Below are 13,692 nucleotides of genomic sequence, written 5' to 3'. Positions count from 1 at the left end.
CCCATCCCACGGGTCCGGGCTCAGCCGGGCCGACGCCCGGGCCGACTCCCCTTGAGGCCCGGGCCTGTCGGCTGCCCGCACGTCCCGCGCGGGCGGGACCGGCGCGTCAGGCGCCGGCCAGGAAGCGCCGCAGGGACGCGGACATCGCCGCCACGAAGTCGTCCTGGCGCTCCTGCGGCAGGGCGTCGAGCGACAGATACGGGTTGAGGTCCTCCAGCTCCACCAGCAGCAGTTCACCGCCGGGCGCCCGGCAGGCGTCGACGCGCTGGATGCCGTGTTCGAGACCGTTCCAGACGATGAAGGATCGGGCGAACTCCAGGTCCGCGGCGGTGGGTTCGTACGGCCGCAGTTCCCAGCGCCGGTCGGGGTCGGGAGCGTGGAGCGCGTACTGGAAGTCGTGGTCGACGAAGTAGAAGGACACCTCGTAGGCGAAGTCGATGTGCGGCTGGACCAGGACCTCGCCGTCGGTCATGTCGCCCGCATCGACGGTGGACACGATCCGCAGGCCTATGGAGTCCGCGCCGAGCTTGGGCTTGATCACGTACCGCTCGGCCGACGGCAGCCGGTGCAGGTCGGCCGCCCGGTCGACGGTGGGGATCACCGGGTACCCGGCCGCGCTGAGGTCCGGCAGATACTGCTTGCCCGCCATGTCCGCCTTGCCGGTGAGCGGGTTGTAGACCCGTGTCCCCGCGCGCCGGGCGCGGGCGCGGAAGTCGTCGTGGGCGTCCAGGTGTCCGAGGACGGGGCCGCTGTTGCGCACGACCACGGCGTCGAAGGCGTGCATCAGCGCCGCCGCGTCGCGCGGATGGCACAGCGCGAGGTCGAAGTCCTCCCGCAGCCGTGCGGTGAGCCGGATGTCCTCGTCGCAGTAGCGCCGCCCGCGCGCCGGGTAGGCCAGGTCGGTGACGTACAGCAGGCGGTGCCGGGCCTCGGGCATACGGGACTCCTCGCGGGTGCGCGCCCGGGGGCGTCACCGGACCCGGTCAGGCTACTCGGCCGACTCCGACGGTATTCGCGCAGGTGGGGGCCCTTCCGAGTGATCAAGAGCACTCAGTTCCCTCTCGGGACTGCACTGAGTGCCATCGGACCCCCGCGGCTGCTACGTTTCCCGTCCATGACCTCCCCCAGCACCGCGCCCCGGCGCGACGAGAAGTCCGGCACGGCCGGGAAGCCGCCCATGCGGGACGCCCTGGTCGAGGCGGCGTTCCGGCTGTTCACACAGCGGGGGTACGAACAGACCACCGTGGACGACATCGTGGCGCTGGCCGGTGTCGGACGGCGGTCGTTCTTCCGGTACTTCCCCTCCAAGGAGGACGTGGTCTTCCCCGATCACGAGCGCTGCCTGGCCGACATGACGGCGTTCCTGGCCGCGGGCGACGGCACCGAGGACCCCGTGCGACGGGCGTGCGACGCGGCCCGGCTGGTGCTGCTGATGTACGCCGAGAACCCGGACTTCTCGGCCCAGCGCTACCGGCTCACCAGGAAGGTGCCGGGCCTGCGGGCGTACGAACTGTCGGTGGTGTGGCGCTACGAGCGGGCACTCGGCGACTATCTGCGCCGACGGCTGCGCCACCGGCCGGACGGGACCCTGCGGGCCGATGTGATCGCGGCCGCGGTGGTCGCTGCGCACAACAACGCGCTGCGCTCCTGGCTGCGTTCCGACGGCGCGAGCGACCCGGAGGCGGCGGTGGACCACGCGCTGGGTCTGGTGCGGTCCGCGTTCGGCGCGGGCCCGGCGCTGCCCGTCGTACGGCCCGAGGAGCCCGAGGACGTCGTGGTCGTGGTCTCGCGGCGGGGTGCGCCGCTGTGGCGCGTGGTCCAGGAACTGGAGACGACGCTGGCCCGCGACTGAGCCCGCCGGGGAAACACCTGGGACCCAGTACCGAAAATCCGGGGACCGAGTACCTTTACGGCTGGCACTCAGTGCCATACGCTGTGGCCGTGCACGGTGGCACGGCCAACCGCGCACAGCCGTGCGCGGCCTGCCGCGTGCGGGATTCCGGCCGAGTGCAGGGAGTTGCCAGCGTGTACCACCACTCAGGAAGCGTCGCTCAGCAGGCGGTCGGCTCCGCCGCGGGCGTACTCGACCACCGTCCCACCGGCCGCGCCGCGGAAGCCGCCCCGGAGACGATCCACTTCCAGCGCTGCACCTGGTGCGGCACCGCGATGTACCACCGGCTGCTGTGTCCGGTGTGTCAGGGCAGCGAGCTGCGCACCGAGCGCAGCGAGGGCGTCGGCACGGTCCGCCACTCCACGGTGGTGCACCGCAACACCCCCGCCGCGCGCAATGTGTCGCTGATCGAGATGGCCGAGGGCTTTGTGATCCGCGGCCGGGTGATGGGCCCGCCGATCGGCATCCACAGCGGCGACCGCGTCCGGCTCTCCACGGCCAAGGACCCGGTGCGCGGCGAGCCCGTCTTCCAGCTCGTCGACGAGCCGTACCGCGCCTGGACCTGACCGGGAGCTCCGCGTCAGCCGGAGGTGAGCACGACCCGGATGCCGAGGGTGCCCCTGGTCCCGCGGCGCAGCCGGCTGCCGAGCAGCGTGAGCCGGCCGAGGATGCCGTACTTGCGGGCGACGAGCGTGCGGTAGCGGGCACTTGTCGCCTCGTCGCAGATCTCGGCCGTGCCCGGGACCTGCTCGCCGGTCGGGTTGCCGCGCAGGTCGCAGGGGCCGACCAGGACGTCGGCCCGGTTGCGGATCCGCTTGACCTTCCAGGAGTCGGCGGCCGTCCAGACCCCCAGCGCGTCGCCGTCGCGCACGACCCACACCGGGGTCGCGACCGTCGTGCCGTTCTTGCGGTAGCTGGTGACCAGGAGGTACTTGCCCGCGGCGAGCCGGTCCAGTGTGGTGGTGTCCATGCCCGGCAGTGTAGGTGTCGGCGGCCCTGTCCCCCTTCGGCGGCCGGTGCGGGACCATGGCTCCAGGGCACAGGACAGGGAGCCGTGGTGTGACCGGGAACCGGGAGAGCGGCGCACGGGCCGGGCCGGCGGACACCGGCCGGGACACCGCCTGCCACACCCCGAGCGCCCACCGCGCCCGCGAGGCACCGGACTCCGCCGACACCCGGGAGGTCGCCTGCGACGAGTCCGGCTCCGACGGCGAGAACCTCACCACCGGCAACACGGACGTCTTCGCGCACGCCAGTGTGCTGCTGCCGACCGCCACGGCCGCCGGACACGTACAGCACATCCGCGACCGCATCGGCTCGCCCGCCGAGGAGTACAAGGCCGGCCATCTGCTGCGGGAGAGGAACCGCCCGGTCCTGGAGTGGCTGCTGGCCCCTTCGGGCCCGCTGCACGGGCGGGCCCATGTGCATCTGGTGGAGAAGGCCTACTTCGTCGTCGACCGGGCCGTCGGACTGCTGCTCGGCGACCCCGCCCCCGCCCCCGCGCTGTTCCGGGCCGCCCGCCACGAGTTCGGACCCGAGGAGCGCAGACAGTTCCTGGAGTCCGCCAACCAGTTGCTGCGCGTCCGCGCCGACAGCGAACCGGACGCCCCCGTCGACGCGTTCTACGCCACGCTCGACGCGCTGCGCCTGGCGCATCCCGGCGGCCCGGCGGCGAACGTGCTCGACGCGCTGGCGGGAACCCGCGGACGCGCGGACGCCTATCGGGCGCGGGTCCTGGCCGGGCCGGTGCCGATCCCGCTGCTCGACCCCTTGCCGCAGGCCGTCGTCCGGACGGCCGCCCACTGGAGCGCCGGAGGGCACCGGGTGCGGCTCGTGCACGACGAGCAGAACATGCTCACCCCGGAGCGCGTCGCCCTGATCGTGGCGCGGGCCCGGCGCACCGGTGTCGCCCTCGACTCGGTCCGCCGCGTCGACTCGCGCGACGACGCACGCGTCCAACTCGCCGACTTCCTCGCGGGGATCGCCCGCAAGATCGCCTCCGACGAGCTCGGCGGACACGGCGACCCCGACCCCCGGCTCACCGCGCTGCTGCGGCCGTACGTCGGCGCCGATTCGGTGTGGGGAGACGTGCGGAGCCGATCCCGGCTGGGCATGGATGTGGCGGAGATCAACTGAGGTGTCTAGATTGCTCGTTGCCCCCTGTTTCGACCCGGCACCCCAGGAGCTGAATCCCGTGACCGAGAACCCGGCGTCCGCAGAACCCACCATGGAGGAGCTGCGCGCCCGGATCAACACCTCGCAGCCGCACACCGCGCGGATCTGGAACTACTGGCTCGGCGGCAAGGACAACTACGAGGTCGACCGCGCCGCCGGTGACCAGATACGCCAACTCCACCCGGGGATCGGCGAGTACGCCCGCGCCGACCGGCTGTTCCTGGGCCGGGCCGTGCGTCATCTGGTCGCCGACCAGGGCATCCGCCAGTTCCTGGACATCGGCACGGGCCTGCCCACCGCCGACAACACCCATGAGGTGGCCCAGCGGATCGCCCCCGAGTCGCGGATCGTGTACGTCGACAACGACCCGCTGGTCCTGGCCCACGCCCGCGCCCTGCTCACCAGTACCGAGGAGGGCCAGACCGACTACCTCGACGAGGACCTGCGCAACGTCGACGCGATCCTCGAACACGCCTCCAGGACACTGGACTTCAGCCGGCCGGTGGCGCTGATCCTGCTCGGCGTGGTCATCTTCATCGGTGAGGACGAGGACCCGTACGGCCTGGTGAAGCGGCTGACGGACGCGCTGCCCTCGGGCAGCCACCTGGTGCTCTCGCACACCATCACCAGCCCGTCGATGCCGGACGTGGACGAGGCCGTGAAGTTCTGGAACGAGCACGGCACTCCGAAGCTGACCCAGCGCACGCCCGAGGCCGTGACCCGCTTCTTCGACGGGCTCGACCTGCTGGAGCCGGGCGTGGTGTCCTGCTCGCGCTGGCGGCCCGAGCACGCGGCCGGAGCGGAGCCGGAGGAGGTCGCGATGTTCGGCGGGGTGGCTCGCAAGGCGTGACTGAACACCCCGGGGACGCGGTGCGTATGGAGGGTGGGCGCTCGACTGCGGGAGCGCCTCCGCGGTGTCGGTGCCGCGTCCTTGAGGGGTTCGGGAGCCATGCATGGGGCACGCACGACGACGGATCGTCCGGCGAGTGACGCGGCTGGCGGCCGTCGGCGGCCTTCTTCTGGGAGGCACCATGGTCGGACAGGCGGTCGCGAGCGAGCCCGCCCCGCCACGCGCCTCGGCCCCGGCGGCGCCCGGCGCCGCCGGGGCCGATCTGGTGGCCCGGCTCGGTGACTCCCGTGCGGCGGGCAGCTGGATCGGCGCCGACGGACGTCCGGTGGTCGCGGTCACCGACACCCGTGCGGCCGCCGAGGTACGGAGGGCGGGGGTCACGGCGAAGGTCGTCCCGCACAGTCTGGGCGAGCTGAGGTCGGCCACCGCGGCCCTGAGCGCGACGCCGGTGGTGGCGGGCACGGCCTGGGCGGTGGACTACCGCGCCAACGAGGTGGTGCTGCGGGCCGACCCCACGGTCTCCGCGGCCGACTGGGCCCGGTTGCAGGACCTGGCGGAGGGCCTCGGTGCCCCGGTGCGCATGGAGCGCACGGAGAGCGTCTTCACCACCCGGCTGAACGGGGCGCGGCCGATCCTGTCCACGGCGGGGCGCTGTTCGGCCGGTTTCAACGTCACGGACGGCCGCGCGGACTTCATCCTGACGGCCGGGCACTGCGGGCCCACCGGCTCGGTGTGGTTCTCCGACACCCGGGGCAGTCAGGAGGTGGGCCGGACCGTGCGCAACAGCTTCCCCGGCGACGACTACTCGCTGGTGACCTATGCCGGGGGCCGGGCGGGCGAGGGCGCCGACGTGGTGGACGTCGGCGGCGGACAGGGGTTGCGGATCACGGGCGCGGCCGAACCCTCGGTCGGGCAGCGGGTGTTCCGCAGCGGCAGCACCAGCGGACTGCACGACGGGGTGGTCCGCAATCTCGATGTGACCGTCAACTACCCCGAGGGCAGCGTGAGCGGGCTCATCGAGACGGATGTGTGCGCCGAACCCGGGGACAGCGGAGGGCCGTTGTTCTCCGAGGGCATCGCGCTGGGCATCACCTCGGGCGGCAGCGGCGACTGCGCGGTGGGCGGTACGACGTTCTTCCAGCCGGTGACCGAGGCCATGAAGGTGCTGGGCGTCCGGCTGATCGGTGCGGGACAGCAGCCGGGTGGCGCGCCTGGGCAGGCGGCCGGTTCGGACCCCGCGGGCGCGGTCGCGCCCGGTGACACCACGCCGGGGTCGTCGGCGCCGGTGAACGGGGTCCAGGCGTCGACACTGCTGTCGAGGCTGGCCGACCCCAGGAACGTGGGGCCGGGGCTGTTGATCATCGCCGGCAGCCTGGTGGCCCTGGTCGCCACGCGGTTCATCCGCGCGGAACAGGACCGCCAGGCCTATCGCAGGTACTACTCGGCGACCTGGGGGTGAGCGGCGCTCACGCCGCCCGCGTCTGCTGCGGGGCCACGGCGGCCCACTCCATCACGAGCCGCTGGTATTCCTCGCGCTGCTCGATGGTCAGTGTCCCGCCCGCCCGGCGCCACAGCGCCCGGATCTCCTCGTTGACCTCCGCGGCCGATCGCTCGGAAACGGGTTCAACACTGGTGGACATGCTGTGAAGCATACGGCGCCAGGAGTGAAGGCCGTGTGAGTAAGGACGTGCAAAGCGGACATATGGGACCGTGTCGCTGATCACGTCCCACCAGTCCGGAGCTCAAGCGGAATTCAAGCGTCCAGAGGGTGGACGGGGCCCGACCGACGCCCGGTTCGCGGCCCCGACCTGCCCCGCTTGCAGATCGGATGCCCGGCGTGCGGCTCAGGTGCCCGGCGTGCGGCTCGGATGCCCCGCGCGCGGCTCAGGTGCCCGGCTTGCGGCCGTACACGAAGACGTCGTCGCCCTTCTTCAGCAGTCCCCAGTACTTCTTGGCTGTGGCGGTCGTCATATTGACGCAGCCGTGCGAGCCCGGCGGGTTCCACATGCTCAGCTGCACCGAGTGAAAGGCCTGGCCGCCGTCGAAGAACTGGCTGTAGGGCATGGGGACGTCGTAGATCGTCGAGACGTGGTCGATGTCACGCCAGTAGATCTTCTTCAGCCCGGTCCGGGTCTCGTAGCCGTCGCGGCCCGTGCGCACCGGCACCGGGCCGTACACCAGCCGGCTGCCGTCCTGGATCCAGCTGATCTGCAGCGTGAGGTTCACACAGGCGATGCGGCCCTTGTTCGTCGGGCACTTGCCGTCCTTGTTGGGGTTGTTCCCCACGGCCCGCTGCTTGAGCATGAGGTCCATGACGCCCCAGGTGACGGGGCCGGCGTAGCCGATGTTCGGCTTGATGCCGTGCTTGTCCTGGAAGGCCTTGATCTTCTGGCAGTCGGTGGGCGACTGCACGCCGTCGACCGGCAGGCCGAGGAACTTCTCGACCTTCTTCTGGTAGGGCCCGGTCTGCGTGGTGCAGCTCGCGGCCTGGGCGGGAGTCGCGCCGAGACCGAGGGCGAGCGGCGCCATCAGCGCGCCCGCCCCGACGACGGCGGCTCCTCGTCTGTGTATGTCCCCCATGGGTGGTCCCGACCTTCCCGTACGGCCGCACGTGTGCCGTGCGACTCTGTGTCCTAGACCGGCTCCGCCGGGTCAGGGTTGCATCCCCGGGCGTTTCGCGACGAAACGGTGACATGAGCCACCCGCGCCGCCGTCCCCCGAAGTCCCGGGCGGCCGCGGGAGACCTTCTCACGCCGTCCGCGCCGCCCGGCCGGCGGCGGGCTCCGGCTGCCGCGGCGGGAGGGCCCGGCGGACACGCACCGGCGACAGGAGCACGGGCAGGAACGAGACCGCCGCCACCGCGGCACCCGCCCACAGCGTCACGCGCACCCCCGCCAGTTCGCCGAGCAGCCCCGACAGCGCGGCACCGACCGCGAGCGCGCCGGTGAGCATGAACCGGAAGGTGGCATTCATACGGCCGAGCAGATCGTCCGGTGTCATCCGCTGGCGCAGGCTCACCCCGAGGACGTTCTCCGTGCCGATCTTCGCCATGGCCAGCACCCAGCCCGCTCCGGCGGCCCACAGCCAGGACCCGCGTCCGACGAGCGGCACCAGCAGCGCGGCGGGCGCGAGGAGCGGCCCGACGAGGGCGAGGGCGCGGCCGTGGCCGAGGCGCGCGGCCAGCGGGCGGGCGCACCGGGCGCCGAGCAGCAGGCCGAGGCCGCCCGCCGCCCAGAACAGGCCCAGGGCGCTTGCCGACAGGCCGAGTTCGCGGACGAACAGCACCGGGAGCATGGTGTTGACGATCTGGACGCCGAGGTTGGTGAGGGCGGCGGTGAGCGCGAGGGCACGCAGTTCGGGGTTGCCGAGGACATGGCGCAGGCCCTCGGCGATCTGCGCGCGCAGCGGCGCCTGCGGCGCGGCACGGGACGGCGCCTGCCGTCCGTCGAGGGCGATGAGCCTCAGCGCGGAGGCGAGGTGGGCGAGGGCCGTGAACAGGACGGCGACGGGCGCGGTCAGCGCCTGGACCAGGCCACCGCCCGCCCCGCGGCCGGCGATGTTGCTCACCGCCTGGAGGCTGACCACGGCCGAGTTGGCCCCCACGAGGGCCTCCCGCCCGACCAGGCCGGGCAGGGTGCTCTGCGAGCCGATGTCGAAGAACACGGTCGCGCAGCCGGTCAGCAGCACGACCGCGAAGAGATGTCCGAGGGTGAGGGCGTCCAGCCACCAGGCCAGCGGCACCGAGGCGTTGAGGGCGGCGCGGATCAGATCGGCGCCGATCAGGACACGGCGGTGGCGCATCCGGTCCACCCAGGCCCCGGCGGGCAGGCCGATCAGCAGGAACGCCAGGGTGCTGAGGGCGGCCAGTGCCCCCACCGCGCCGGGGCTCGCGTCGAGCGCGGCCACGGCGACCAGCGGGACGGCCACATAGCCGACGTTCGTGCCGAGTTGGCTGAGCGTCGTGGCGGTGAAGAGCGTACGGAAGTCGCGGACGTGCCAGGGTGAGTCGGGGCGGGTGCGCCGGGATGAGTCGGAGCGGATGTCGGTCACATCAGCACGCTGCCGCACCTCTCCGTCGCAGGACAAGTGAAAGGATCTACACCAACACTTAAGCGATTCTGAGGAGTTGAGGGTCGGTCACCACAGGACCGACTCGCCGGACAGCGTGCGGCCATGCCCGCTCCTTCCTTCAGCGACTCCCCGCGCTCCTCGGTGTCGTGATCGGCGCTCTCGGCTCCTGTCCGGCGATCGCGCGCAGCGACACCGCCCGCTTCCGGCGGGAGCGGGACGCCCGGTGGGAGGAACGGCGGCTGTCCGTGTACGCGTGCACGGGCCGGTGATGTCCCGCGGCCCCGGGGGCGGACGTGCCACTGGCGTTCGCGGCCCAGGGGCGCACGGGCCGGTGATGTCCGCGGCCCAGCGGCGGCGCAACGGGCCGGTGATGTCCGCGGCCCAGGGGCGCACGCAGCCGGTGATGTCCGCGGCCCAGAGGCGGCGCACGGGCCGGTGGTGTCCGGGGTCAGCGGCCCCGGGCGGTCGGGGGCGGTCGGGTGAGCCGGGGGGTCAGCGGTAGCCGGTCGTGTCCGCCTTCTTGCCCGCGTCGGAGACCTCCACCAGGTAGCGCCAGGCGTCCGGGCGGCTGCCGTCGAGGTCGGTGAAGCCGTAGATCTGGGCGAGCCCGCCGCTGGACAGGGACTGGCCGTTGAAGCGGGCGACCGCCGGGTCGGCGGCGAGCGCCACGACCGCGCGGCCGACGTAACGCGGGGTCTCGGAGATGGCGAAGTGGGGCACCCGCTCCAGTGCGTCGCGCCAGTTGTCCTCGCGGACGCCGAAGTGCTCCAGCATGATCTCCGACCGCAGCCAGCCAGGCGTGAGCGCGAGCGCGCTCGCCCCGCGCGGGCCGAGTTCCTCGCCGAGGGCGAAGCCCATCCGCAGCACGGCCGTCTTGGCGAGGTCGTAGAAGAAGGAGTTGCGGTAGTTCTTCCCGTTGTACTCGGCGGTGCCGTCGGTCATCTCCACGACCAGGCCGCCGGGGTGGCGCAGGAGCAGCGGCAGCGCGTGATGGCTCGTGATCGCGTGCGTGTCCACGGCCAGCCGGAGCAGCCGCAGTCCGTTGTCGAGGTCGTGCTCCCAGACGGGCGACTCCCACTCGAAGAGGTTCTCGCCGCCCCAGATGTCGTTCACCAGGACGTCCAGACGCCCCTGCTCGGTGTCGATCCGTTCGACGAGGGCGCGCACCTGACCGGCCTCCAGGTGGTCGGTGGGCACGGCGATGCCCTCGCCGCCCGCCTCGGTGACCAGGTCCGCGGTGTCCTCGATGGTCTCGGGACGGTCGTACTCGGAGCGGCGCTCGCGGGTGGTGCGTCCGGTGACGTACACGGTGGCGCCCGCCGCTCCCAGTTCGACGGCGATCCCACGGCCCGCGCCCCGGGTCGCCCCGGCGACGAGCGCCACCTTGCCCTGCAACGGCTTGTCCATGTCCTTCAGCAGCCTCTCGCGCTCGTGCTCTCTCACGTGCCTTCGAGACTGCCCCGTCATCCGGACATCTTCTGTCACCTTTTACCGCGGGTTCACCCGGCGGCGCGGCAGGTCGGCCCGTCCGGCGTCGTCATGCCGGTGCTGCCGTGCGGGGCGCCGGATCAGTGGCCGCGGTCGATCCACTCCTTGAGGTGCGGGGCCTCGGCGCCGATGGTCGTGGCGTCGCCGTGGCCGGTGAGCACCTTCGTCTCGGGCGGCAGGGTCAGCAGGCGGTCGCGGATGGAGTCGATGATCGTCGGGAAGTGCGACCAGGAGCGGCCGGTCGCGCCCGGTCCGCCCCGGAAGAGGGTGTCTCCGGTGAACACCGCGCCCAGGCCGGGGTCGTACAGGCACACCGCGCCCGGAGCGTGCCCCGGTGTGTGCAGGATCCGGAGGTCGGCGCCCGCGGCCTCGATGACCTGGCCGTCGTGCAACCAGGCGTCCGGCTCGCGCTCCGGGTGGGTCTGCCGCCACAGCGGCAGGTCGTCGGCGTGCAGCCAGATGGTGGCCCCGGTGCGCTCGGCGAGGGCGGGTGCGGCGCCGATGTGGTCGTTGTGGGCGTGGGTGCACACGATGGCCGTCAGCCTCCGGGTGCCGACGGCCGCTGCGATGGCGTCGACGTCATGGGCGGCGTCGATGACGACGACCTCGTGGTCGTCGCCGACCAGCCAGACGTTGTTGTCGACGTCCCAGGTGCCGCCGTCGAGCGTGAACTGGCCCGAGGTCACCAGGCGTTCGATGCGCGGGGTGGTCACAGCACCACCACCGAGCGCAGCACGTCGCCCTGGTGCATCCGCTCGAACGCCATCTCCACCTCGTCGAGCCGGATGGTCTCCGTGACGAACGCGCCCAGGTCCAGGCGGCCCTGCCGGTGCAGGTCGATCAGCATGGGGAAGTCGCGCGAGGGCAGACAGTCGCCGTACCAGGAGGACTTGAGGGACCCGCCGCGTCCGAAGACGTCCAGCAGGGGCAGTTCGAGCTTCATCTCCGGGGTGGGCACGCCGACCAGGACGACGGTGCCGGCCAGGTCGCGGGCGTAGAAGGCCTGCCGGTAGGTCTCCGGGCGGCCGACCGCCTCGATGACGACATCGGCGCCGAAGCCGCCGGTGAGTTCCCGGATCGCCTCGACGGGGTCGGTGTCCTTGGAGTTGACGGTGTGGGTGGCGCCCAGCGAGCGGGCCTTGTCCAGTTTTCGGTCGTCGATGTCGACGGCGATGATCGTCGCCGCCCCGGCCAGGTTCGATCCCGCGACGGCGGCGCAGCCGACGCCGCCGCAGCCGATCACGGCGACCGAGTCGCCCCGGCCGACGTTCCCGGTGTTGAGGGCGGCGCCGATGCCCGCCATGACCCCGCAGCCCAGCAGTCCGGCGACGGCCGGCGAGACGTCCGGGTCGACCTTGGTGCACTGGCCCGCGGCGACCAGGGTCTTCTCGGCGAACGCGCCGATGCCGAGCGCCGGGGAGAGTTCCCGGCCGTCGGTGAGGGTCATGCGCTGCCCGGCGTTGTGGGTGTCGAAGCAGTACCAGGGTCTGCCGCGCAGACAGGCCCTGCAACGCCCGCACACCGCACGCCAGTTGAGGATCACGAAGTCCCCGGGCGCCACGTCCTCGACGCCGTCGCCCACCGACTCGACGACGCCCGCGGCCTCATGGCCGAGCAGGAAGGGGAACTCGTCGCTGATGCCGCCCTGTTTGTAGTGCAGGTCCGTGTGGCAGACGCCGCAGGCCTGGATCCGCACCACCGCCTCGCCGGGGCCCGGGTCGGGCACGACGATCGTCTCCACTCGGACCGGCTCGTCCTTGCCGGGTGCGATCACGCCGCGTACTTCCTGCGCCATGGCTGCTGGGTCCCCTTCCGTCGGCGGGCGTTGTGTCCCTGCGCCCGACCCTACGCGTCGATCACCATGGCGGGAGCGGACGGCGGACGCAACACGCCCGGCCGCGTCCGGGTCGGGGACGCGGCCGGGCGGGTGGGCGCGGCACTGGGCGTGCGGTGCCGGGCATCAGTACTCGATGCCCAGGATCAGTAGTCGATGCCGGGGAGCAGCCCGGTGACCGGGGCGGCCAGGTCGGTGAGCTGCCGCAGCTGGCTGAGGTCGTTCAGCCGGCTCAGCTGCCGCAGCTGGTCCGACGGCCGCGGGAGTGTGCCCTTGTGCTGCTCGGGGATGTCGCTGACGGCGAGCGAGTCCAGGGTGCTGAGCGGGCTCAGCTTGCCGTCGGGCTGGGCGACCGCGTCCGCGGCGCTCGCCGCGGGCGCGACGATGGCGGTGACCCCGGCGGCGAGGCACGCGGCGGCGAGGATACGACGAGTTGAGATCATGTCCTCAGCAACGCGTACCGCCTGCTCCGGACACGGCCCGCGGTCGCCGCTCACCCGTCAGGCGGAGATCGGCCCCCGGCCCCTCGCTCACCCGTACGGTGCCGGATCCCTGCCGCGCTTGCCGGTCCCCGCGGGACGGAGGACGCTCGTACTGAGACCGCGACGTCCCGTCGCCCGCCGGGCCGCGCGCGCCTCGGAGGAGGTCATCATGGGTACCAGCACGAGCCCCGCCTTCAACGCCGACACCCTGCGCCGGGGCCTGGAAGGACAGTCGGCGGACGGTCTGATGTCGCTCTACGCCGACGACGCGGAGGTGCGGATCATCGACCGCAACACCCAGCCCAGCCATCCCATGGTCATGAACGGCCGCGACCAGATCCAATCGATGCTCAACGACGTCTACAGCCGGGACATGACGCACAAGATGGAGGAGTGCATCGTCCAGGGCGACCGCGCCGCCTACAGCGAGTCGTGTCTGTACCCGGACGGTGTCCGGGTGCTCTCCGAGTCGATGATCAGGCTGCGGGACGGCAAGATCGTCGAGCAGATCATGATCCAGGCATGGGACGAATAGCGCGCCACCTGCCGCTCATCCGGTTCAGCACCCGGATGAGCTGGACCTTCTCGGCGCGAGCGGGGCTGGCACCGGCTCCGGCGCGCCGGGCGAGGCGGTCGGGTCCGGCCGCCGTGGCGCGCCAGCAGATGGCCGTGGCCGCGCTGCGGACGCTGCTGCGCCGGGCCCGGCCGCATCCGCTCGCCGCGGCCCGGCCCTCCCGGCGCCGCGCCCGGTCGAGGTGACCGGGGCCCGGCGCCGGGGGCTCCACGGCCTCGGTTACGCTGACCGTGGGCCGTGACTGGCGCTGAGGTGGAGCACCACCGGGGAGCGGCCCTCATCCACAGACATGCCGTGCGCCTGGGCGACGAGATCGATCAGCTCAGG

16 protein-coding genes and 1 riboswitch are annotated in these 13,692 nt (G+C 72.6%); of the genes, 7 read left to right on the top strand and 9 right to left on the bottom strand.

Features of this window, described 5'->3' with window-relative positions; all coding sequences use genetic code 11:
* Positions 1-106: 106 nt before the first annotated feature.
* Positions 107-937: a hypothetical protein gene (locus ABZZ79_RS10930; protein ID WP_356688590.1), complete on the bottom strand. Its 831-nt coding sequence runs from the start codon at positions 935-937 to the stop codon at positions 107-109.
* A gap of 177 nt (positions 938-1,114) precedes the next feature.
* Between ABZZ79_RS10930 and ABZZ79_RS10925 the strand changes: the two genes are divergently transcribed.
* Both ABZZ79_RS10925 and ABZZ79_RS10920 read left to right on the top strand, forming a co-directional pair.
* Positions 1,115-1,852, top strand: coding sequence for a TetR family transcriptional regulator (locus ABZZ79_RS10925; protein ID WP_356688589.1), 738 nt, complete (start codon positions 1,115-1,117; stop codon positions 1,850-1,852).
* A gap of 173 nt (positions 1,853-2,025) precedes the next feature.
* Complete coding sequence (locus ABZZ79_RS10920) at positions 2,026-2,457, top strand: zinc ribbon domain-containing protein (protein ID WP_356688588.1); 432 nt, start codon at positions 2,026-2,028, stop codon at positions 2,455-2,457.
* Between the two features lie 14 nt (positions 2,458-2,471).
* On the opposite strand, the gene ABZZ79_RS10915 is transcribed toward ABZZ79_RS10920, so the two are convergent.
* Positions 2,472-2,861, bottom strand: coding sequence for a PPOX class F420-dependent oxidoreductase (locus ABZZ79_RS10915; protein ID WP_356688587.1), 390 nt, complete (start codon positions 2,859-2,861; stop codon positions 2,472-2,474).
* A gap of 89 nt (positions 2,862-2,950) precedes the next feature.
* On the opposite strand from ABZZ79_RS10915, the gene ABZZ79_RS10910 reads away from it, so the two are divergent.
* The 3 genes from ABZZ79_RS10910 to ABZZ79_RS10900 all read left to right on the top strand — a co-directional run bounded on the left by ABZZ79_RS10910 (position 2,951) and on the right by ABZZ79_RS10900 (position 6,375).
* On the top strand, positions 2,951-4,027 hold the full coding sequence (locus ABZZ79_RS10910; RefSeq protein WP_356688586.1) for a DUF3800 domain-containing protein: 1,077 nt from the start codon (positions 2,951-2,953) through the stop codon (positions 4,025-4,027).
* Between the two features lie 91 nt (positions 4,028-4,118).
* Positions 4,119-4,916 (top strand): SAM-dependent methyltransferase, encoded by a 798-nt coding sequence (locus ABZZ79_RS10905; RefSeq protein ID WP_356688653.1) that lies wholly within the window; start codon positions 4,119-4,121, stop codon positions 4,914-4,916.
* A gap of 103 nt (positions 4,917-5,019) precedes the next feature.
* Positions 5,020-6,375: a S1 family peptidase gene (locus ABZZ79_RS10900; protein ID WP_356688585.1), complete on the top strand. Its 1,356-nt coding sequence runs from the start codon at positions 5,020-5,022 to the stop codon at positions 6,373-6,375.
* Between the two features lie 7 nt (positions 6,376-6,382).
* Here the strand turns inward: ABZZ79_RS10900 and ABZZ79_RS10895 are convergent, their stop codons facing one another.
* From ABZZ79_RS10895 to ABZZ79_RS10865, 7 genes are all read right to left on the bottom strand, one after another.
* Entirely contained in the window at positions 6,383-6,568 is a 186-nt protein-coding gene (locus ABZZ79_RS10895) for a hypothetical protein (protein WP_356688584.1), read from the bottom strand.
* A 232-nt stretch (positions 6,569-6,800) separates the two neighbouring features.
* Positions 6,801-7,496, bottom strand: a complete 696-nt coding sequence (locus ABZZ79_RS10890) for a L,D-transpeptidase (RefSeq protein ID WP_356688583.1) — start codon at positions 7,494-7,496, stop codon at positions 6,801-6,803.
* Positions 7,497-7,664: 168 nt separating this feature from the next.
* Complete coding sequence (locus ABZZ79_RS10885; protein ID WP_356688582.1) at positions 7,665-8,966, bottom strand: MFS transporter; 1,302 nt, start codon at positions 8,964-8,966, stop codon at positions 7,665-7,667.
* A gap of 513 nt (positions 8,967-9,479) precedes the next feature.
* On the bottom strand, positions 9,480-10,394 hold the full coding sequence (locus ABZZ79_RS10880; RefSeq protein WP_356688652.1) for an SDR family oxidoreductase: 915 nt from the start codon (positions 10,392-10,394) through the stop codon (positions 9,480-9,482).
* 161 nt (positions 10,395-10,555) lie between these two features.
* Entirely contained in the window at positions 10,556-11,188 is a 633-nt protein-coding gene (locus ABZZ79_RS10875) for an MBL fold metallo-hydrolase (protein ID WP_356688581.1), read from the bottom strand.
* Entirely contained in the window at positions 11,185-12,270 is a 1,086-nt protein-coding gene (locus ABZZ79_RS10870; RefSeq protein ID WP_356688580.1) for an S-(hydroxymethyl)mycothiol dehydrogenase, read from the bottom strand. Before ABZZ79_RS10870 ends, ABZZ79_RS10875 begins: the two co-directional genes overlap by 4 nt.
* Before the next feature lie 185 nt (positions 12,271-12,455).
* Complete coding sequence (locus tag ABZZ79_RS10865) at positions 12,456-12,752, bottom strand: hypothetical protein (protein ID WP_356688579.1); 297 nt, start codon at positions 12,750-12,752, stop codon at positions 12,456-12,458.
* 208 nt (positions 12,753-12,960) lie between these two features.
* On the opposite strand from ABZZ79_RS10865, the gene ABZZ79_RS10860 reads away from it, so the two are divergent.
* Both ABZZ79_RS10860 and ABZZ79_RS10855 read left to right on the top strand, forming a co-directional pair.
* Positions 12,961-13,326 (top strand): nuclear transport factor 2 family protein, encoded by a 366-nt coding sequence (locus ABZZ79_RS10860; RefSeq protein WP_356688578.1) that lies wholly within the window; start codon positions 12,961-12,963, stop codon positions 13,324-13,326.
* A complete protein-coding gene (locus ABZZ79_RS10855; RefSeq protein ID WP_356688577.1) occupies positions 13,314-13,550 on the top strand; it encodes a hypothetical protein in 237 nt (78 codons plus the stop codon). Before ABZZ79_RS10860 ends, ABZZ79_RS10855 begins: the two co-directional genes overlap by 13 nt.
* 42 nt (positions 13,551-13,592) lie before the next feature.
* A riboswitch (ZMP/ZTP riboswitch) is annotated at positions 13,593-13,678 on the top strand.
* Positions 13,679-13,692 lie beyond the last annotated feature (14 nt).

This window comes from Streptomyces sp. NPDC006458, assembly GCF_040612135.1.
In the GTDB taxonomy this organism is placed as follows: domain Bacteria; phylum Actinomycetota; class Actinomycetes; order Streptomycetales; family Streptomycetaceae; genus Streptomyces.
Note: the sequence above shows the minus strand (reverse complement) of the source record. Positions and strands in the feature narration are given on the sequence as shown.